The following is a 21,269-nucleotide window of genomic DNA, read 5'->3' as shown; positions in this document are numbered from 1 at the left end:
TAAACGCTATGCCAAGCCATTAACTGTTTTACAAGGTAATAGGCAAGATGCTCATTTGTTAATAGGCTCTTATTCGTAGAACTCTGATAAGAGCTGCTTACTCACAGGGCATTTTAATTTAAGAGCCCTTTGCAGATATTGAAATCGGTTAATTAGCGATTAAACGACCTAACTCTTGTCCATCTTCAATCATGCCTTGAAACTCTTCAACTAAACCATCTTTATTCAGCTGTATTGCAGCGACTAAAGGTTCAGGGAAGCGCCCAACGATCATTTCTGGCGATAAGTTTGCACCCCATGCAAAACCCGCGAATACCGATAAACGGATCAGAATAGCGCCTTCGGACGGATGCTCGAAAGATAACGGGTCTAATTGCTGTTCAATAGCATCACAAAATACTGTAGAGAAGTCCCAATGTTTTGCTAACTCAGCCCCCACTTGGGTGTAGTCAAAACCAAATATTTCACGCTGTACTGACAAACGAGGGTCACCAGACTCAACCGCTAATGCCACCAAGGCACATTCATCAGGTTTTAAAATTTGTAATAAGAGTTCACCGATATTGTGCATCATTGCACAGGTAAAGGCGGTTTCAACATTCACTTTAGTATGTTTAGCCAAGGCTTTTGCAATACTGGCAGTGGTAAAGGTATCGGTCCAAAATTTATTTTTATCAAACCCAGGAATATCAGGAAAAGTATTAGACAAAGTTGCAGCAACAACAATGCTTCTAACTTGGTTAAGTCCTAAACGAATAACTGCTTGCTCAATTGATTCTACTTCTTTACCACGACGATAAGCGACAGAGTTAGCCATTCGAATGACTTTTGCACTAATTGATTGATCCATTGACACTTTTTTAGCAATGTCTTCCACTCTTGCTTCTTGATCTGAAAAACTTTCCATTAACTCAAGTAATAAAACAGGTAAAACAGGTAATTTTTTTGCTTCATTAAAAAGTTGTTTAATTTCGAGCATAAACCACCCTTATATATTGATTGTTAGACTACCAAACATAGTTTGGATTATTATAAAATCAAATCCTAACAGCTTGTTTCTTAAATTACTTCAAAAGTAATAGTTTTAGGGCGTTTAGTTTCACATACCAAATACCAATAATAGCAACTACAGACACTTCAAACACGTAACTCATAATATGAAGAACTTTATTTAATAAAGTTCTTCAGTCCATTTAAAATGAAAATAATAATTAAAAATCACTTATTAATTAGTCTATTATAATCAAAAAGACCATATTCAACTGGATCTTGTTGTAAATATAATTGATGTAATCGGTCACTCACAGACCAGAATGCGGGATTACTTCGACGCACGCCATAACGGGTCATTAGCGCTTGAAATTTCTGAATAGTATTAGCTTGAATAAATGCGCTAACAAAATGGCTTTTATCACGTGCAGATACTTTAAATATTAAACCTGGATAAGTACCCAAAAAGCCTTTTATTAACTCAGCGGTATCTTGCAAAGGTAAGCGATTTCCTTTTTCATTCAATAAGCTAGAAACATTTTTATGTTCATTATGACGTAATAATGTATACACCCTATCGCCCTGTTCTTGATCTTCAATGAGAACAAAGGAAACTTGAGGTAGTGCTAATACCACTTCATTGCCCAACATGCTCAATCTTTTTAATTCAATATCGTCTTCTGGAATCCTATATTGTTGATTTTTTTGCTGTAGCATCGGAGCTTCATATACATACTGCTTAAGACGAGTTAACAACTCTTCCTTTGGAAATTGTGTTTCAAAATCGATACCTGAAGGACGATTGTTAAATAAGTTTTTATCTTCTAAATAATCACTCAACTCCTTGGTCGAACCTAAATACCAGCTTGCTAAGGTCGACTTTCTAAATTCAGTGGGGATGAAAGAGATAAAGTTTGTTTCGGATTCGATACGTAAAAAGTCCATATACAAACGCGTGGTCAATTGATGGCCAACATTGCCATAAACGTCAAAACCAGCCACTAATAAATAGTGAATACGTTCTAAAATAGGATAATCAATTATCCAAGCTGTTTTAGGTTGTTTGCCAACCGCGCCTTTTAATACCGTAGCACTGTCGATATGCCTAAAAATAGTCAATGCCGCGTTCTCATCGCCTGACCAAATATCATCTAAAGTCAGGCCTTTTTCATGATCCATATTTTGGTGAATATAGTTACTCTTGGCTTTAAAATACGCAGTGTTTCCTTTTGCATAAGATAACCATTCTGTGAGTGATAAATTGGTACTACTTGATTCCGCGGGTAACCTTAAATTCCCAGCTTGTTCATAAACAAAATTATCTATTCGCGCGTTTTCATTTATATCAGGGTTAACAAAGAACACCCAGAATTTATCATTAATCACATTTACCGCAACTTGACCACGACAAACAGGCCCTTTTATAAACCCGCTAATCGTGAAATGAGCTTTTTTAAGCATAAATTCATAACGCGCGCTAACAGGGATATCTTTAAACACTAAAAATGGATTAAAGTCTTGATAATCAGGTAACGTTTTCACTGTAAATTTCGCGTTATAGAATAATTTATCCCATTTTTTTTCTAGTTTTTCATTAAAAGCATAGGGTAAATTAGTTTTAGCTAATGTAGTTGCTCTATCCAATACCAAGCGATAATAAACACGTTCAACTTTTGGATCGTCATAGGGACGTCGTGTGGGAATAATTTTTATCGGTTCACCAGAAGGCGTATATGAACGGATTAATTTAAAGAAACGTGGAGGCCTTTGTACACTAATCGATTGTGCATCAAAATAAACATGCGCTAAAAAGAGATGCTCATAAATATAACGCGCGATTAGCTGTTCTTTCAACGAATTGCCATTTAACTTTCTCTCCCAATGCTCAACTAATGCAAGGTGCTGCGCTGAGAGCGGTAATGGAGCTGACATTGGCGCACCTCGCCCAATCCATTGTTCGAGTGTTTTAAATTCATCCCTAGTTAGATTAGGTAAACCATAAGGCATCCCTGCTAATGGAAGGTCTTCTTTATAGTCCTCTACTTGATTGATATCAGGACACTGGTCTTGACGATTTAATGCGTAATTAAATTCTGCGGGTAAAATACCTTGAGGCTGTGGATGCTGTTCTTTTTGCAATAATAATTTGTACATAACACTACCTTGAAGGTTAGCAAGTAGTGTTTGATCTCGTTCATTTAATACGGAACTAAAACCTTGTTTTCTCCATTCATCTGTCTCATGGGCATCTACAAATAAACGCGAAGGTTGTGCTCCCAATAGGCGCTCGCCGTTGTATACCTCATGCTTACTGGCTCCGCGATCAATACCTTCAGGCGATGACAATTTTAATTGGCAAGGAGCATCATAACAACCATGACAAACAACACATCGACTTTCAAGAATAGGCATGACTTGTTCACGATATTGCTGGGCTAAAGTATCCTCAACGGGTAATTGTCTCGGTCTTGTTTTATCGCTACCGTAATCTTTTTCGAGCTGATCCGAGGCATCGGAACAAGCACTCACAAGAACGCTAGTCAGTAGGATAATTAATACTTTAAAAGTCATGAATACGTTCTCTAAAATTGTTAGTATGTGTCATTAATTGATCAAAACCGATGTTAGCAATTATTCGATCGACTAGACAGATCGGTAGATTATCAATGCTAAATAACCTCAGTTTTGGATAAGCAGAGTAGTATAACACAGCGATTTCCGCGAATATCGAGGTTAAACCATCTACCAATAGCTAGAGACAGGATACAAAGAATGAAATTTAGCCCATGCACCAGCGACTGCACTACTGACGAAGACCAATGCTACGGATGTGGTAGAAGCCGCGATGAAATACGTGAAACACAAGCAATCACAAAATTATTAGTCGAGCATTTAGTCAAATACGACTATGACGATCCTGAAAATTTTTTAGAGAATATTAAAAATAAAGCAATCAAACGCTCTACAAAAATCAAAGAAGAAAATAATGGTTAAAAAGCATAAACATCAGGTCTCACCAGAAACCCAAGATGAAGCGCTTGCGATGGCAAAGAAAGTTCAGAAGCCAGGACAAACAAAAGAGCAAACTAAATTAATTGCGTTAGGGATCCAAAAAGGCATCGCTGAATATAAAAAGCTTGCCAAAAGTAAGCAACGTGAAGCGGATAAAGCTAAAAAGAAAAAAGTCCTCAGCAATGAGACAGAGTCTGATATCGGTAGCAATGATGATAGGTCAACGACCTCTTGGTTACCTTGGGCTTTATTGACACTAAGTTGGGTTGGGTTTGTTAGTTATCATTTTTTAAAACTATAAATGTAGTAAAGGAAGAATCATGGTTAAAGTAATTGTAAACGGCGCAAAAGGTCGTATGGGTGGCGAAGCAGTTAAAGCCGTTAATAATGACAGCGAATTAGAATTAGTCGCTTCGTGTGACTTTGGTGATGACTTAGCAGCATTGATTAAACAAACAGGCGCACAGGTTGTTGTTGATTTAACAGCAGCTTCTGCAGGGTTTAATAATACCCAAACGATTCTTAATGCGGGTGCTTGTCCGGTTATTGGTACCAGTGGTTTCCTTGAGCATCAAGTAGAAGAATTACAAGCACTTGCAAAAGAAAAGCAATTAGGTGGATTGATTGCACCTAATTTTTCACTAGGTGCAGTCTTAATGATGAAGTTTGCCGTACAAGCCGCTAAGTATTTACCTGATGTAGAAGTTATTGAAGCGCATAGTCCACAAAAAGAAGAAAGCCCATCTGGCACAGGTATTCGTACTGCTGAGTTAATTGCAGCGGCGCGCACCAAAGCAGCGACACCTTGTAGTGATAAAGAGTTACTTGAAGGTGCTCGTGGAGCTGAATTAAATGGTGTTAAATTACATTCAATTCGCTTACCTGGTGTGGTTGCACAACAAACTGTGTTTTTTGGCGGATTAAGCGAGACCCTAAAAATTGAACATAACTCTCAGCATCGCGAATCTTTTATGCCAGGTATTTGTTTAGCCTGTAAAGAAGTCGTTAAACGTTCAGAGTTGGTTTATGGCTTAGAATATTTAATGGACTAAAGTCACTACATGATAGCGTCTGACTTATGCTATTCGAATGTGAAATAGCGGAAACCAGTCATATAAGCAAAATAACTAATATTAGTAAAGTAACTAATAGCAAAATGCCCTTTAAGCTAGATGTTTAAAGGGCATTTTTTATGTTTCAAAGTAACGCGTATTTGATTCCTAGATCCGCTTTAAACCAGTATAAAAGTTTCTAGTGTTGAAATACTGATAGCGTTTGATCAACACGTTTTGCAGTTGCTAGTAACTCATCACTCTTGGCCATTAGGCGATCACTCGCAAGTTCGTTCTGACGTGCAATATTCATTATCTCAGTCGCATTGTTAGCAACCAAATCACTTTCCTGTGACTGATGGATAGTTAGGTCTGCTAATGAGCGTAAACTTTGCTTCGACTGTTCTGCTTCTTGCTGCATATTTTCTAAAGGAACGATAATACTTTCAATTAATAACACACCTTTTTCAATCCGCGTTTCACTTTCAGTGATTTCAGTTTCCACTTGGTTGGTTTGTTTCTTCATGGTGCTGATCACTTCATCAATATTCATCGTCACTTCAGCAGTACGGCTAGCGAGCACACGTACTTCGTCAGCCACAACCGAGAAACCTCGACCAAACTCTCCCGCTCGCGCGGCTTCAATAGAAGCATTTAACGCAAGTAGATTAGTTTGGTCGGCAATTTCTCGAATATGGTTAATCGCATTAGAAACTTGTAGTGAACTCTCGCTAAGACGAGCAACTGAAGCGGTAGACTGAGAAATAGAAACGGCAATATCTTTAATAGAATGACTCGCCTCAGTGATAGATTTGACACCTTGTTCAGAGAGTTGCTGTGTTTTAACGGCTTGTGATTCGATGTGTTTCACATCTTCAGAGGTTTGTTTAATACCTACGGACAAAGAAACAATACTGTCGTTGATGTGGCCTGAACGCTGATATTGTTCAGTCAGGGCACTTTTCATATCGGCAGCTTGTAACAAAATATCGTTAGCATTTTCATGCACCGATTTTGCATCACTATCAACATTAGAGATCATTGCTTTGAGCTGATTTTGCATATGCGACATACTTGATAATAAACGACCAAATTCATTGTTATCTCCTCGTGGAATCAACTTTGAAAGGTCTCCAGCAGCAATACTGGCAATAGCAGTTACCGATTGATTTAAAGGTAAGGTAACGCTTCTGATTATTTTGTAAGTCATCAACACACCTACAAATAATGCTGCACCGCCTAATAGCAACATAATAAATAGCGCATTCTCAGTCATTGTTAAAATGCTCTCTTGGCGGTCATTCATCGATTGTTGTTGTTTTTGTTTAAACGATGACATTGCTGACAATAAGGCATTAAGCGCATCACGTGTTGACCCTGCCATCATAGAACGAGCTTGTTCTGGATCGCCAAATTCAATTTCATCTACCGTGGCAAAAAACTGATCATGGTATTTTTTTCTCAAGCCCATAATGGTGCTGAGTGAGGTTTTATCAGCTTCTGAAATTAATAATGCTTCAATTTTTAGTATTACTTCATCTATTTTTTTATTTTTCCTATCAATCTCTTTATATACTTCTGTTCGCTGTACCTGCTCTTCTAATATAAACAATAGTAACAAGCTGCCAGCAACGCTCTCTGCCTGTATATTAACTTCTCCAGCTAACTCAGCACGTAACACATCACCTTCAACAATATTACGCACTTGAGAAGCCGTGTGGTCAAAGCGTAAACCAGAAAATATCAACATGCCTAACATAAAAATAAGAATCATTGAGTGGCTTAATATCAGTCGATATTTAATAGGCATGTTCATTCCTTAAATAGATAAAAATAATTTCCAACTATCAGGATAGTCTATTTAAATCAAAATGCTGAAAATTAATCATTGCATGAACAACAGCTATTCAGATTTTTATTTTATTGAATCTTAAGCCCTGATATTGCTTTATGGCGGCCATATACGAAATAGATAAAGACCAGAGGAATAGATAAGTAATAAAGTATTTGTAATTGATTTACTGCAGTATTTTCAAGAGGAACAAATAACGCAATTAAGCTGAAAAATAAAACCAACATAAATTGCGAGTAATAACTTTTACAAATGATGTAACGAGTGGGTTGATGTTGACGAGCAATATCATAAAAGCGTTTATTAAAGGCAAGTCGGAAAAAGTTACTCAAAAAAGCCACTAATAATAAGCCTGTGTATAACATAACATTATTTATATCTTGGCTTAGCTCTGCTCTAATAAACCAGGAACAGGCATAACCAATAACGGCAAAACTATAGATTAGCTGAGCATTTACACGATCAATATGTTTTTTTATAAAGAAAAAAATGAGTGCTAATAACAAACTCAGCGCCACAATAATTAAACCTAATCTCATCACATTAGCTTGCGTCAGCAAATAAATCGTTAATACCCAAAAATAACTTTCTAAAAACAGAAATAAACCATCAACGACAAAAATAAGTGTCGATTTATTCTTGTCTTTAAATTGGATTATTTGTTTTAACGTAAATGCAGGAACTTGCTTTAAGGCATATAACTGGCGGTTACTTTGTAAACTTTTATTAACCCAATAAAAGCCTATTAATGACAAGACAAAAGACAGAGTCAGCAAACCAGAAAAATAGGCCATACCGAGCAAATAACTTCCTACTAACACGCCAATTTTTAGTGCAAAAACGACAAGTATTTGAAAGTTACCAAACGTATTACCTGTGTTTTTATCTTCAGTGATCGCTTGAAATAAAAGACGCTGAGTGGACCAATAAAAGCAACCCGCCATTCCATTAATAAATGCTCCCAACGTCACCAGTATATGTTGTTGTTCCCATACCAGTAGCGCAACAAAACACCCCTGAAAAATAAACGAGCAGCTTATTAACTTACGCCACTGTTGCTGGGCACGTAACCTATCCCAACAGTATAATGCGCATAAAAAGCCCACCGAAGTCAGCACCACAAAATAGGCAATATCACTAATGTTTAACCCTTTATCCCATAAAATAACAGGGATAAACAAGGGCAATAGCCCTAATAGAAAAGAGTGAAACCCAGTAAAAAGATAAAATGTGCGTGCTAAAGGCGACATTTAAAAGGTATCAGACTGTTTAATATCTAGCGCATCTAATTGAGAGAATTGTTCACTTAAATCTTCAGCCTCGCCATAACGAGGATAAGCATGCATTTTTAAATAAGGGCGCGAATTGACTTCAAGGAAAATACACTTCTGTTCGCGATAATCGTATTCAATGCCCTTTTCTAAAATTACATCGATACCTAAAATATTCGCATCAAATAACGTCAGTACTTGTTTAAATAACTGATTATTAGCTTCAGGTAGTAACTGTTTATTAATCACTTCCACCACACCACCAGGGGCCAGGGAAATACGATAAAATAAAGTAATACGTTGCTCAGCAGCAGGCACAGAATCAAAGTCTAAACGTTGTTTAGCTAGAAATGATCGAGTTTGTGCGCTCTCTTTTAGTGGATAGATAACAGGATATAATTTCATATCTTCACGAATTGCATTTTCTTTTTGCATTAATTCACGAATAGTTAAAATACCATCACCTTTTACGCTTGGCGCATAACGCTGTAGTACCGATACTATTTCACCATTGGCGACAACAACTCGATAATTATTACCTTCAAGAAACTGCTCTACAACAGTAAATGGCCACCAGCATTTAGCAAAAAAAATAGCTTTCCATAACTCTTTATAGTTGCGAATAGGGAAATGACTACCACGCGAAAAACCACTCACATTTGGTTTGATAACGAGTGGGAAACCATGCTGTTTAGCAAAACGTATCGCGCTGAAAGGATTGAAAAAGATTAACCCCTGCGCATGTGGAATATTACCTTGTTTAAATTTATCGCGTGCTTGCTCTTTACTGCGACAGCTTCTTCGCACTTCTAAGCTATTATAATTACTGCAACCGCCCATGAATTTTTTGCTGATCCATGCATATATCATTTTTTTAAATTTCATTAAGAAAGCTCTTTTTTTGTGATTGATTTTAATAACCGAGCACATTGTAATTTTTGAAAGAAAACAGATTTAACCGCTTGAGAAGCCGGGATATCTTTGGTCACTAAAGCCAATTGTTTCATGCTTGAAAATACAAATTTTAACTGTGCTTTAAAACTCATGTCTGGAGTCAACAATATTAGTGGCATTGGCACATAGACATTAATTTCAACAATAGAAAACTGCTCTTCAAGTAACGCTTCAAGCGAATCTGCTCGAGCACAATAGCGGGCAATTCTAAAGGGCCCTATTGATGCAAACATCGCTTCTATTTTTTGTATTTGCTCTGTACTTAATAACGACATACAGGACTGATAATAAGTATTTTGATTATAAATACCATTTACTGGCATCTCGTCATCGCTATTATTGCAAGTTTCCGTTACCGAGATAATCGCAGTTGATTGATTGCTTTTAGCACCAGGTATATAAAATATTTCAAACTCACGCTTAGCTTTTGCAGCCGCTTGGATTAAATAACGTGGACCATTAGCAGTTCGCTGTTTACGATGTTCCTGCAAAGCCTGTAGGCTATCAATACGACAAACTCCCTGAGAGTTCTGCCCCCACTCAGGCTTAAGGAATACAGGAAAATGTTCAGGCTGTTTATGCCCTTGCCCTGCACCTTGGTCAACAAACTGCGTGAGACGCCATTTTTCAGGTATCAGCAAATCCATATCTAGCTTAGAAAAGAGATGACGATGCTCATTAAAATAATTTGCATTAAGTTGGAAATACTTCCATGGCGCGATCAAAAATCGACAACACCATACAATATAAGAAAGTACCAGCAGTATACGTATTAACAATGTCAGTCCTTATTGAGTTACAGTACTTTTGTAAGCTCGGTAGTTAACAATAAACAGAACAAAACCTAATATAGCAATGGAGACAGCAGCATAAAATAAACTTCCACCATCACTTTTCCCTTCATGAATAACTTCAATACCTAACGGTGTGGCAAGATGAAAGAAAGCAGCGCCAACCATCACACCTGAAGCCATTAAACCACCAATGGCATGCATTACACTTCGGCTTGGAGCAGATTGTAATAGGTTCATTTTTTTAAGTAACCAAAAGGCGGCTGGTGATAACAAAATAAGTGAAGTAACTAGTTCAACACCACCTACAGCATAAGACCCGTAATTAGCAAACCACGATCCCATTGAATCACCTAAAATACCTTTCATCCATTCGCCAATCATACCAAATATATGCTGCGTATCAGGATGCAATGTAAACTTATAAGGTAGCGATAGTAAAAAAACTTTTGCCGTCCACAGCACCACTATCCAGCTAAAAATAGGTAATATTCTCATGGTTATTCCTTGTCCAATTTAGCCCAGTTAAGATCGGCTTGTTTAATAAATTTGTCTTTATCAGCAGTCCAAGTATCTTGCACAGACTGATCATAGTTTAAGTAAAGTTTATCATTATAAACTGTCCAAAATGGCGGATTACCAGGTGCAGTTTCATTGCCTGCTATCGCCCATGCACAGTAACCACCATATTGTGGTGCATACTTTTCCGGATCACCTTTGAACAAAGCTAAATTTTCTTGGCTTGAAAAATACCAATCGGCACCTTTGTATTCAAGCTGGTACTTACTGTTGCCTTGTACTGGTTTTTGCTCAGTAAAATAAGCAACAACATCGTATCCTGAAACCGCTTTATTACTAAAGAAGCTTGTATGAATTGCATCAGCGGCATTCGCACTTTGAAAAAGTGCAAAGCTCATTAATGCAACGACTTGTAGGATTGAGAGTATTTTTTTCATGTTCAGTTCCACCCATTTTAAAATAATATAATCTACAAGACCTGAAAGACCCTAATTTTATTGCTTCTTTTATTAAAAAAATACAAATTATATAAATGACATGTATGAAAAGATAAAAGTTAATGACTTTTTCAAACACTCATTTGGTTAACTCTAGGTATTAATAAATATACTAATCAATGTGTTAATGCGAAAAACTACAATCAATAACTTTTCTAAAAGTAACAGGCAAAAAAAAGCCCACTTAATTAAGTGGGCTTTGAATCATAAGCGTTATGTTATGTGTAAACTAACCTTACACTTATAACACTGATAATTTATCTTTCATTTCTTGGTGTTTAGCTAACATCGTTGTGCTTGGCGCTGCTGTCATTAAACTAGCTACTACGATTGAAATAGTAGCGAAAATAATACCAGGGACAATCTCGTAAACGTCAAACCAACCGCCACTTAATTGTTTCCAGACAACAATTGTTACGCCACCTACAACAATACCTGCTAGCGCACCCAAACGATTCATGCGAGACCAGAATAAACTTAACACAATTACTGGACCAAATGCGGCACCAAAACCAGCCCATGCATATGACACTAAACCAAGTACTGAACTTTCAGGATTAAAAGCTAAAGCTAATGCAACAAGTGATAAACCAACTACACCTAGGCGTCCAACTAATACTATTTTTTCAGAGCTAGCTTCAGGGTTAATATGTTGCTTATAGAAATCCTCGGCTAATGCAGAAGAAGAAACAAGTAACTGTGAATCCGCTGTACTCATGATAGCAGCTAGGATTGCTGCTAATAAAATACCTGCGATCACTGGGTGGAACATACCATTCACTAGAATCATAAAGATAGTTTCGCTATCTTCCAATACACCGCCTAAATTAGCATCCACATAGGTGATACCAATCAGACCAACAGCAATAGCTCCCATAATTGAAAGAGCAGTCCAGATCACTGCAATACGACGAGCGGTAGTTAACGATTTATTACTACTCGCAGCTTGGAAACGCGCTAAAATATGCGGTTGTCCAAAGTAACCTAAGCCCCATGCTACCAATGAAATGATAGCTATTGCACTCATAGGCGTACCGTCATTGTTAGTAAAAGCATCTAATAATTCAGGATTTTTAGCCGTTAATGTTGCCGCTAAATCACTCACAGAACCATCAAGTGCAAGAATAGGCACCAGTAGCAATGCTGCAGCCATCAATAGACCTTGCACTAAATCAGTCCAAGATACCGCTAAGAAACCACCAAACAAGGTATAAGAAACAACACAAACTGTGCCGATAATCACAGCTAATTGATAGTTGAGATCAAAAACAGTTTGGAATAATTTACCGCCAGCTACTAAACCTGCGCTGGTGTAAAAAAGGAAAAATAGCAGAATAAAGAACGCAGACATCGTTTGTAATAATTTACTTTTATCTTCAAAGCGACGCGCAAAATAATCAGGCAAGGTTAATGAATCATTAGTAATAATGGTATAAGTACGTAAACGCTTTGAACAAATAATCCAATTTAACCAACTACCCACTAATAAACCACCAGCTAACCAAAGAGAGCCATAACCAGCAACTAATGCATACCCAGGTAAACCTAATAACAACCAACCACTCATGTCAGATGCGCCAGCAGATATTGCCGTTGGCCAAGGTCCGAGTTGACGTCCACCTAAAAAATAATCCGAAGAATTCACTGTTTTTCGAAAAGCCCAATAACCAATCCCCATCATCATCGCTAAATAAAGGATGAAGGTTCCAATCACTGCAAAATTTTGTTCTATCATAAGATTTAAACTCCTTAACACTTCCTGTGATAATTTGTATTTCCAAACAACAATCATTCCTTAAATGTTGTTTATAACAATACCTTAACAAATTAGCCTGTGAATAATTTACTTTAGCGGATTTAAAATCAGATTTAAGTGTAAATCAGCTCGTTGTAAAGTTTTTTTGTGATCTACCGCACATCATATAAAATAATTTATTAAAGCATTTCTTTATCAAATTAAACCACATGCTTGAAAAACAAGCACATTAATAGCGATAAACCATTCCAGTTGAAATAATAACGCCTTTGCTATCATAGAAAGCTATATCTGAATTTTCTTGGTTATATCCAAGCATCATGGTCCAGCTCCAATGCTGCCAATCAAATGGACGCTGATAGGAATAAATACTGAAAATACCTGCATGTGTTAAATCTTGTTTATCATTAAAAAGAGGATTTTCTTGTTTATAAAGACGTACACCGGCATTAATAGTGGTGATTAAAGTATGTCTTTGTTTGAATAATAAAAGCGACAGTTGCCCCGTATATTGATCATAACTATTTGCATCACCATCGGCATTGCGATTGGTATATTGAAAAGCGGGCTTCAGCAATACACCTTGAGAAATAGGAAATGAGCTTCCAACCTCAACTCGTTGATATAAGCTATCACGTTTTAACAAGGCTATTTCAGAGGTATCACTTAATTGGCTCTGACCACTTAATTCATCGTCGATACTACTGCTAGCTATCGCGTATTTGAAAGTTAATCCAGTACCAAAAATATTATCGACAGCAATTCGAGCCCCACCGACTTTTTGATCAGTGGTTTGCCTTTTTGCATTAGTAACAAAAGGGTCTTCCCAAGTTTCATTGAATAAAGATAATTTAGGAAAAACGGCAACCGTTAATTTACTTTGATCCTCAAACTGATGGATCATGCCAAGTTCGTATTGAAATTTTGCAGTACTAACTTGTTCGCGGCTATTACCTAGATAGAATTGGGTGTTAAGGTTTTCTAAGGTGTATTGGATCCGCCCTAATGGATATACAAGTACTGATGAGTTAGATTGGCCACTATTATTTAAATCGTTAGTGATTTCATTATCATGGTCAGTATCAAATTGTGATTCTCCTCCGCTGTAGCCGGCATTAACGCTTAATGTAAACTCCCAGCCCGCTTCTTTAGTGAGTGGTTGAGCGACAACAGAACAACTTATCAAAATACCCGCGGTTAAACCGCCTATTGCTTTTAACATCATCTTTATCCCTATTGAAGTTTTTGCTTACTGTACTGCTTTATTAATATGTTTACCTGTAGCAATAAAACGAATACGTAATACTTTTTAATATTCGTTATTTTTCTCTGCTTTAAAGAAGCCAAACAAGATCATGAGCAAATTATTTGATTAGTGGGGCAAGCATTTTCTCTAATCCATTTAATTTTACTTCGTACATTAACGCCAACTGCTCACCTAATTTACCTTCTGGAAAGCCTTTACCGTGAAACCACACTAAATAAGGCTCAGGTAAATGAATTAACTTACGGCCTGCGTATTTACCAAATGGCATGGTTTGATTAATTGCATCGCTTAATGCACTAGGGTTATCTAACATATTATTCCTTTGAGCAGGTGTTGACTAAGGTAATGAGTTGTTTTAATTTTAATTCAATCTCTGAAGCACTGATCTTAAAGCCAATATTTAGGCGAAAGCAATGCTTATATAAACCCAACGTACTAAAGCTTTCACCAATGCGTACATCTAATTGTTTTTCAACCGCTAGCTTTCTTAGTCTAAACGTATTTAAATTATCCACTTCAATCCATAAAACAAACCCACCAGCCGGTTGGCTTATCTTACTATTAAGCGGTAAATTTTTTTGCAAATAGGTAGTAAACTGTAATGTTTGTTGATCGAGGTGTAAACGTATCTTTTTGAGATGGTTAAGGTAATCACCACGTTGAATAAAATCTGCTATTGCAAATTGTAAAGGTGAAGTAATACCTTGATTTGCAAATAATCGTTGTTGTAAATAAGCTTGTAAATAACGACCTGGTAAACACCATCCTAACCGATAACCAGCAGCAATAGTTTTAGAGATAGATCCACACCATAGGATATAACCCTTTGTGTCCCAATGCTTTGCAGGTAAAGGAAGGACTTTTTTATAACCTAATTCGAGATACACATCATCTTCAATAATAGGGATTTTATAATGAGTTGCCAGCTCAACTAACCTTTGCTTTTGCAATGGTGTCATTGAGGTTCCCTGCGGATTCATATGTGAAGTGCAAAATAACCCCGCCTTTATTGACCCTAAATGCATTTGTTTCTGTAACTGATCAAGGTCAATCCCCTCTTGCACAGAAGGGATTTCAACCACTCGACGCTTCATAACACCTAATAGCTCCAATAAACCAGAGAAACAAGGCGAACTAATTGCGACGGCATCCCCCTCTTCAGTGGTTATTTCAATTGCACTACGTATTGCATCCATACAACCGTGAGTGATCACACAATCTTCAGCAGAAAAATGAAAATCGATTCTTTTGAAATGATCACTTAAGCTTTCTCTCAATACTGGTTCTCCCTGCGGAGCAGGATAGTGACTGAGATGATTACCTTGACGTTTCATCGCTCGCCGAAAAGATCCCTGTAATTTACCGACAGGAATTAACGCAGGATCGTAACGTGCAATACCTAAAGGGCAAGGATCAACAAAAGGATTATAGATAGCAGGTAACTGCGGTTTAGTAATGCTACTCGTAAAAGAGACAAAACTCGGCCTAGATGACGGGTTCATTAATGGAGATTGTTGCGCAACGTAATATCCCGATTGAGGTTTAGCAACCAACCAACCTAATGATTCAAGATGTTGGTAACAGTTTAAAGCCGTCGTCATACTGACATTGTGTAATTGTTTAAATTTACGTAATGACGGCATTTTAGCATGTAATTCTAATTGCCCAGATTCGATCTGTTGCACACACTGTGCCGCTAATTGTATATAACGCATAAAACTGTACCGCCCATAAAGTTAAATTTTGTATCTGTTATCTTTTTTAGTTTGTTTGATAATACTCACAAGCGCACCACATTTAAAATAAAGGGTAGATGATGAAAAAGAATGATTTGATACTAGGTATCTTAGTAATGATTGTCTGGGGATTAAACTTCTCTGTCATCAAATTGGGTGTCAGCGAAATTGATCCTTTATTGTTAACAGCATTAAGGTTCACACTCGCAACATTACCGGCTATATTTTTTGTTAAAAAACCAAATGTTTCATGGTGGTATCTGATCATCTATGGATGGTTATTCGCAATTGGTATTTGGGGTATGGCGACATGGTCAATCGAAGCGGGCTTAAGTGCAGGCATGGCATCAGTATTGCTACAAATGAATGTAGTATTCGGTTTATTCTTAGGTTATTTTTTACTAAAAGAACAACTGCCAATTAATAAAGTCATTGGTAGTGGTATTGCTTTAGCAGGGTTATTATTAAGCTTAACCGTCACTGACGGTTCAGTAACTCAGCTAGGGTTAATGTTAATATTATTCGCAGCTATATCGTGGAGTTTAGCGAGTATCACAGTCAAGAAAGCAGCAACTAAACAAATCTTTGCCTTTAGTTTATGGGCGATGGCTTTTGCACCTATTCCTTTGTTTCTTATCGTCTATTTACAATCAGGTAGCGATGTTTATTTACAATTGCCAGAACAACTCAATGAGCGGGTCATTTTCTCTGTATTATTTCAAGCGTATCCGGTTACTTTATTAGGGTATTGGATTTGGAATCGTTTATTAGTGACTTATCCATTAACAACGGTTGCTCCTCTCACTTTATTAGTGCCGGTGTTTGGATTATTAGGAGGTGTATTGTTTTACCAAGAGACGGTAGGTCTGATTAAGTTGATTGCTTGTTTATGTGTGATCAGCGGAATTTTGATTGGTTTTGTGAATACTAAAATGCTCACTAAACTGAAATCGCGATATATTTAAGTCACTTCAGCTGAAACATTATATTGAAGCATTTCACTGACTAAAATAAACGACCTGTTGATAAGATTTTAACAAAGCCTCGAGCATTAAAGAATTAACGGATTTACTATAAAAAACAGGTAAACTAGATCCGCTTTATCACCTTATTAATATCACAGAGATACTTTATGCCCTACCAAGCTGCTATTTTCGATATGGATGGTCTATTACTGGATACTGAACGAGTTTGCATGCAAGCCTTCGAAAAGGCCTGCCAACAATTATCACTGCCTTTTGTAAAAAGCGCTTACTTAAAAATTATTGGCCGTAATGCTCAAGGTATTGAAGAAGCGATCATGTCGCATTATGCACAGTATATTGAGTATGCTCCATTACGTAAGGCTTGGATGGATGGTTATTGGCCAATTGTTGAGAATCAAGCGATTCCGGTTAAATCTGGAGTGATCAATTTACTTGAATGGTTTAAATCACAACATATTCCGGTTGCCGTCGCCACATCAACACATAATAAATTGGCGACAACAAAATTAAAGTTGGCGGGACTTGATCATTATTTTCAACATATTAGTAGTGGTTGCGAAGTTACTCGAGGTAAACCTGACCCCGAGATATTCTTACTCGCGGCACAACGCTTAAATGTTGCCCCTGAGCAATGTTTAGCCTTTGAAGATTCAAGTAATGGTGTTATCTCTGCAATGGCCGCAAAAATGCAAGTATTTCAAGTGCCTGATCTGGTTATTCCAGATCAACAAATGATTGCATTAGGCCACCATATAGAGCCTTCACTAGATCATGTATTAACGCACCTTAAACAACATAAAGAACAAGTAAATACTTAACTTTTTTGTTAACGCACATCAAACTTGATTGATGTGCCGTACCTTTTAATCAACAGCTATTTTTGATCTACAAAGATAAGATCTTGAGTGGCAAAACTATATTTAGCAGCCGTATTAATAAAATCCTGCTTCACGGCATCACTGACCTGTGGAGTTCGTGACAACAACCATAAGTAATCATGGTTATAACTACTGATAAAAGCATATTGATAGTCCACTTGATCCATCTTAAAAATAATATAAGACCCATAAAATGGACCAAAAAAAGAAACTTTTAAATGACCTGTATTTTTATCATCAACAAAATAAGCTTTTCCAACCGCTTCTTGCCATTCATTATCTTCTTTGGAATAACCTCTATTAATGACTTTAATACCACCATCTTCACGCATTGAGTAAGTGGCAGAAACTTGCTCCAGACCTCGCTCAAAAGAATGGTCTAAACGCGCTATTTCATACCAAGTACCTAAATAACGATCACTTTCGAAGTGTTTAACTGCCTGCATACCTTCCGGTACACCAGTACATGCAGTTTGTAACAAAATAGCTGTCAGTATTAATAAAATTTTCATTTTGATCCCTCATTTACTCTCATTTTATGACTAAGGATGAGCCACATAAAACAGTCTGGAATTATACGCCATTAAAGTAAACAAAGATCATTGCTTGTTATAGTAGATGAATATCCCCCCGTAACTATGACAATTCACGATTACGAAGGCGAATAAATTCTCGCGGCGTAATGCCACTCCAACGCTTAAAAGCACGTACAAAGTTATTAGGATGCGTATACATCAGTTTTTCCGCTAATATTTCATATTCATGCACATCTTGATCAATAAGTTCACAAGCCTGCTGAAAACGGACCTCATCGAAGACCTGGCGCAAAGACGTGCCCTGCGCTTGCAGTTTTCTTTTTAAAGTACGAACACTTATCTCTAATGAAGCGGCAATATTCTCCGCTAACCAATCCTGACCAAAATACCCCTGCTTTAATAATAGCTTGAAGCCTTGTAAAAAATCATTAGGTATAGGGTCAATCCCAGCTAACTGTGGTAAATCAATAACTAGGCAGTGTTTACTTAATAAACGTCTTTCTATCGCGATCGCCGAATAGCTGTGTCCTAATTTAATATCTGTATCTTTAAAAAATCGAGAGTGTTCAATACCAACTGCCTGTGCATCTTTTAATTTAATCTGTTTAGGTTGCCAGCCATGTCCTAAATAATGCTCAATTAACATGCAGATAAACGTTATTACATGCTGTTCAACTTGCCAGCTTCCTTGTTTGACATGTCGTGAATGCGGCTGGCAGATCCAAATATTTTGCTTGTCTTCCTTTAATAAAAAAATGTTATTGCTATTGTGAAAGCTCGTATAACGAGTTAATAGCAGTAAAGCTTGATGAAGATTATCAGCACTCACCAAATGTTTAGTAAATTCGCCATAGTGTGATAAATCGCTTTGCTCTGTTAACCAAGTAGCTAAATGCGGCATGTTGCTATAATCAGCAGCAAGCTTTAAAAAGAGCCAAATTTTCTTTTCTATAATAAGTTGGTTCGGTTGTATTGGAGTAGCAAAATATAACCCTGCTTTTTCCAATAAAGATTCAACGGGAAGCGATAATGCATGCAGGTTTTCAATCACTGCATTTAAGTGACTTGCTCTAATTAAATGTAAGGTTGTGGGCATATATAACACCTCATATTGATAAAATGATGTATTTACTTTTAATAACTAAACCTAAAGTAATCAAAATAGTATATGCACATATAAAATTTATGCGCTAAAAAATACCTCAAAAAGAGTATTTAATTCAAAGTTTTTACAAAACTAATGAGACCGATTGGTCTTCATGTATGATAATTTGTATTTTTTGTAAGGGTGTGTAGAAAAATGAGCAATATGAAACAACAACAAATAATCGAAGCTGCCTTTACACTTTTTTATCAAAAGGGATTCCATGCCGTTGGTATCAATGAAATTATTAAACAATCACAGGTTGCAAAAAAGACGCTCTATAATCATTTTAAAAATAAGGATGCGCTGATCCTTGCTACGTTAGAATGGCATCATCAACAGATCATAGAGCACTTACAAAAAAGTATTGCCTTAGCGGTACCGGGCAAAGATAGTATCTTGGTTATTTTTGAGCAATTAGACGCTTGGCTTAATGGGAAAGTGATTCAATTACCGACTTTCAATGGTTGTTACTTCACCCAAGCACATAAAGAATTTTCTATGCTAAATCCCGAGATAGTTGCCTCGTGCTTGCACCATAAACAAACTATTCAGAATATTTTTAAAATACAGGTTAATGATTTCGAAAAAGATGCTCAAAAAAATTGTTTGATTGTTGATTTGTTGACCTTATTAAAAGAAGGTGTAATCGCAAATGAACAAATTTTCCAACAAAAATTTAGCGCTCAACAGGCTACCTTTTATATTGAAAATATCTTACGTTTCAAGCGTTAATACATGTAGGCTACAAACAACAAGCTTACAGGGCATAGTAATTGCTAACTATTAAGGAATATAAAAATTGCTTAAATGATTTCTATTCGTATAATGCCCCGCACAATTAATGCGCTGAATTTACGTTTCAGTTAGCAAACAGAGGAATAAAAATATGCAAAATACAGTGGTTTGTGCGCTATACCGATTCGTTGATCTAGTAAATTATGAAGAGATCCAAACACCTTTACTTAACATCATGAATGCCAATCAAGTAAAAGGTACTTTGTTATTAGCAAGCGAAGGTATTAACGGCACTATTGCTGGTGATCAAGAGGGTATTGATAATGTACTTAATTGGTTAAAATCAAACCCTTCTTTAACCGATTTAACAGCAAAATTTTCATTTGATACAGAAAATCCATTTTACCGCACAAAAGTAAAACTAAAAAAAGAAATTGTAACTTTGGGTGTTGAAGGTATTGATCCGAATCGTGTCGTCGGGACTTACGTTAAACCTAAAGATTGGAATGCCCTAATCAGTGATCCAGAGGTATTATTGGTCGATACTCGAAATGATTATGAAATTAGCATTGGTACTTTTAAAAATGCTGTTGATCCAAAAACAACTAATTTCCGTGAATTTCCACAATACGTTAAAGAAAATTTAGACCCTAAAAAACATAAAAAAATAGCTATGTTTTGTACTGGTGGAATTCGTTGTGAAAAATCAACTGCTTACTTAAAAGAGCAAGGTTTTGGTGAAGTTTATCACCTTGAAGGTGGTGTACTTAAATATCTTGAAGAAGTGCCAGAATCAGAAACCATGTGGGAAGGTGAGTGCTTTGTCTTTGATAATCGCGTATCAGTTAACCACCAGCTTGAAAAAGGTCAATATGACCAATGTCATGGTTGTCGTTTACCAATTACTGAAGAAGACAAAAAATCTGAAAAGTATATGCAAGGCGTAAGCTGTCATCAATGTCATGACAGTTTGTCTGAGCAACAAAAATTACGTTTTTTAGAGCGTGAAAAGCAAATCCGCCTTTCACAGGAACGTGGTCAAGCGCATATTGGCTCAGATGCTTTAACACAATTAGAAGAAAATAGAGCAAAAAAACAAGCAGTAAAAATGCAGCAACGCACCAGCGTATAAATTATACGATCAAAAATATCAACGGCGAGTGATCGCTGTTGATATCAACTTATTCAAATTTAATGAGCCCTTCCCGCAATCACTCAATCACTTTCTTTTTAACAGGTTTCGCTTAAAAACTACGTTTTAATTGAATATCCATAAGAAAAGAGCCTACT

21 protein-coding genes are annotated in these 21,269 nt (G+C 36.7%); 7 read left to right on the top strand and 14 right to left on the bottom strand.

What is annotated here, in order from left to right; genetic code table 11:
- Window positions 1-148 precede the first annotated feature (148 nt).
- Together GQR44_RS16835 and GQR44_RS16830 are read right to left on the bottom strand one after the other, a co-directional pair.
- Entirely contained in the window at window positions 149-979 is an 831-nt protein-coding gene (locus GQR44_RS16835) for an HDOD domain-containing protein (protein WP_166372855.1), read from the bottom strand.
- Between the two features lie 239 nt (window positions 980-1,218).
- Window positions 1,219-3,561: a fatty acid cis/trans isomerase gene (locus tag GQR44_RS16830; protein ID WP_166372854.1), complete on the bottom strand. Its 2,343-nt coding sequence runs from the start codon at window positions 3,559-3,561 to the stop codon at window positions 1,219-1,221.
- 201 nt (window positions 3,562-3,762) lie between these two features.
- Here GQR44_RS16830 and GQR44_RS16825 point away from each other — a divergent pair, with 201 nt between their 5' ends.
- The 3 genes from GQR44_RS16825 to dapB are packed head-to-tail and all read left to right on the top strand — an operon-like array spanning window position 3,763 to window position 5,054.
- Window positions 3,763-3,984 carry a DUF1289 domain-containing protein gene (locus GQR44_RS16825; RefSeq protein ID WP_166372853.1) on the top strand — a complete coding sequence of 74 codons (222 nt, stop codon included), beginning with the start codon at window positions 3,763-3,765 and terminating at the stop codon, window positions 3,982-3,984.
- Complete coding sequence (locus GQR44_RS16820; protein WP_166372852.1) at window positions 3,977-4,303, top strand: DUF2956 domain-containing protein; 327 nt, start codon at window positions 3,977-3,979, stop codon at window positions 4,301-4,303. The genes GQR44_RS16825 and GQR44_RS16820 overlap by 8 nt, the downstream gene beginning before the upstream one ends.
- A 19-nt stretch (window positions 4,304-4,322) precedes the next feature.
- Entirely contained in the window at window positions 4,323-5,054 is a 732-nt protein-coding gene (gene dapB, locus GQR44_RS16815; RefSeq protein WP_205963109.1) for a 4-hydroxy-tetrahydrodipicolinate reductase, read from the top strand.
- Window positions 5,055-5,253: 199 nt separating this feature from the next.
- On the opposite strand, the gene GQR44_RS16810 is transcribed toward dapB, so the two are convergent.
- The 10 genes from GQR44_RS16810 to GQR44_RS16765 all read right to left on the bottom strand — a co-directional run bounded on the left by GQR44_RS16810 (window position 5,254) and on the right by GQR44_RS16765 (window position 15,676).
- Complete coding sequence (locus tag GQR44_RS16810; protein WP_166372851.1) at window positions 5,254-6,864, bottom strand: methyl-accepting chemotaxis protein; 1,611 nt, start codon at window positions 6,862-6,864, stop codon at window positions 5,254-5,256.
- A 110-nt stretch (window positions 6,865-6,974) separates the two neighbouring features.
- The gene (locus GQR44_RS16805; protein ID WP_166372850.1) at window positions 6,975-8,156 is read right to left on the bottom strand and encodes an MFS transporter; all 1,182 of its coding nucleotides are present in this window, start codon (window positions 8,154-8,156) and stop codon (window positions 6,975-6,977) included.
- On the bottom strand, window positions 8,157-9,062 hold the full coding sequence (locus GQR44_RS16800) for a cyanophycin synthetase (protein ID WP_240923712.1): 906 nt from the start codon (window positions 9,060-9,062) through the stop codon (window positions 8,157-8,159).
- Complete coding sequence (locus GQR44_RS16795) at window positions 9,062-9,910, bottom strand: hypothetical protein (protein WP_166372848.1); 849 nt, start codon at window positions 9,908-9,910, stop codon at window positions 9,062-9,064. Before GQR44_RS16795 ends, GQR44_RS16800 begins: the two co-directional genes overlap by 1 nt.
- A 9-nt stretch (window positions 9,911-9,919) precedes the next feature.
- Window positions 9,920-10,420, bottom strand: a complete 501-nt coding sequence (locus GQR44_RS16790) for a hypothetical protein (protein WP_166372847.1) — start codon at window positions 10,418-10,420, stop codon at window positions 9,920-9,922.
- Between the two features lie 2 nt (window positions 10,421-10,422).
- Entirely contained in the window at window positions 10,423-10,878 is a 456-nt protein-coding gene (locus GQR44_RS16785) for a YHS domain-containing (seleno)protein (RefSeq protein WP_166372846.1), read from the bottom strand.
- Between the two features lie 301 nt (window positions 10,879-11,179).
- Entirely contained in the window at window positions 11,180-12,673 is a 1,494-nt protein-coding gene (gene putP / locus GQR44_RS16780; protein ID WP_166372845.1) for a sodium/proline symporter PutP, read from the bottom strand.
- Between the two features lie 250 nt (window positions 12,674-12,923).
- On the bottom strand, window positions 12,924-13,916 hold the full coding sequence (locus GQR44_RS16775) for a DUF2860 domain-containing protein (RefSeq protein ID WP_166372844.1): 993 nt from the start codon (window positions 13,914-13,916) through the stop codon (window positions 12,924-12,926).
- Window positions 13,917-14,058: 142 nt separating this feature from the next.
- Window positions 14,059-14,274: a DUF3820 family protein gene (locus GQR44_RS16770; protein ID WP_166372843.1), complete on the bottom strand. Its 216-nt coding sequence runs from the start codon at window positions 14,272-14,274 to the stop codon at window positions 14,059-14,061.
- A 1-nt stretch (window position 14,275) separates the two neighbouring features.
- Window positions 14,276-15,676 carry a PLP-dependent aminotransferase family protein gene (locus GQR44_RS16765; RefSeq protein WP_166372842.1) on the bottom strand — a complete coding sequence of 467 codons (1,401 nt, stop codon included), beginning with the start codon at window positions 15,674-15,676 and terminating at the stop codon, window positions 14,276-14,278.
- 101 nt (window positions 15,677-15,777) lie between these two features.
- Between GQR44_RS16765 and GQR44_RS16760 the strand changes: the two genes are divergently transcribed.
- Window positions 15,778-16,662 (top strand): EamA family transporter, encoded by an 885-nt coding sequence (locus GQR44_RS16760; protein ID WP_166372841.1) that lies wholly within the window; start codon window positions 15,778-15,780, stop codon window positions 16,660-16,662.
- 167 nt (window positions 16,663-16,829) lie between these two features.
- Window positions 16,830-17,501, top strand: a complete 672-nt coding sequence (locus tag GQR44_RS16755) for an HAD family phosphatase (protein ID WP_166372840.1) — start codon at window positions 16,830-16,832, stop codon at window positions 17,499-17,501.
- 56 nt (window positions 17,502-17,557) lie between these two features.
- Here GQR44_RS16755 and GQR44_RS16750 read toward each other — a convergent pair whose 3' ends face one another.
- A complete protein-coding gene (locus tag GQR44_RS16750; RefSeq protein WP_166372839.1) occupies window positions 17,558-18,073 on the bottom strand; it encodes a lipocalin family protein in 516 nt (171 codons plus the stop codon).
- A 124-nt stretch (window positions 18,074-18,197) separates the two neighbouring features.
- Window positions 18,198-19,193 (bottom strand): helix-turn-helix transcriptional regulator, encoded by a 996-nt coding sequence (locus tag GQR44_RS16745; protein ID WP_166372838.1) that lies wholly within the window; start codon window positions 19,191-19,193, stop codon window positions 18,198-18,200.
- A 204-nt stretch (window positions 19,194-19,397) separates the two neighbouring features.
- Between GQR44_RS16745 and GQR44_RS16740 the strand changes: the two genes are divergently transcribed.
- Window positions 19,398-19,976 (top strand): TetR/AcrR family transcriptional regulator, encoded by a 579-nt coding sequence (locus GQR44_RS16740; RefSeq protein WP_166372837.1) that lies wholly within the window; start codon window positions 19,398-19,400, stop codon window positions 19,974-19,976.
- Window positions 19,977-20,130: 154 nt separating this feature from the next.
- Window positions 20,131-21,111: a rhodanese-related sulfurtransferase gene (locus GQR44_RS16735; RefSeq protein ID WP_166372836.1), complete on the top strand. Its 981-nt coding sequence runs from the start codon at window positions 20,131-20,133 to the stop codon at window positions 21,109-21,111.
- The last annotated feature ends 158 nt before the right edge of the window (window positions 21,112-21,269 follow it).

It is taken from the genome of Psychromonas sp. SA13A, from assembly GCF_011378715.1.
Lineage (GTDB): Bacteria > Pseudomonadota > Gammaproteobacteria > Enterobacterales > Psychromonadaceae > Psychromonas.
This window is presented reverse-complemented; position numbering and strand designations above follow the sequence as displayed.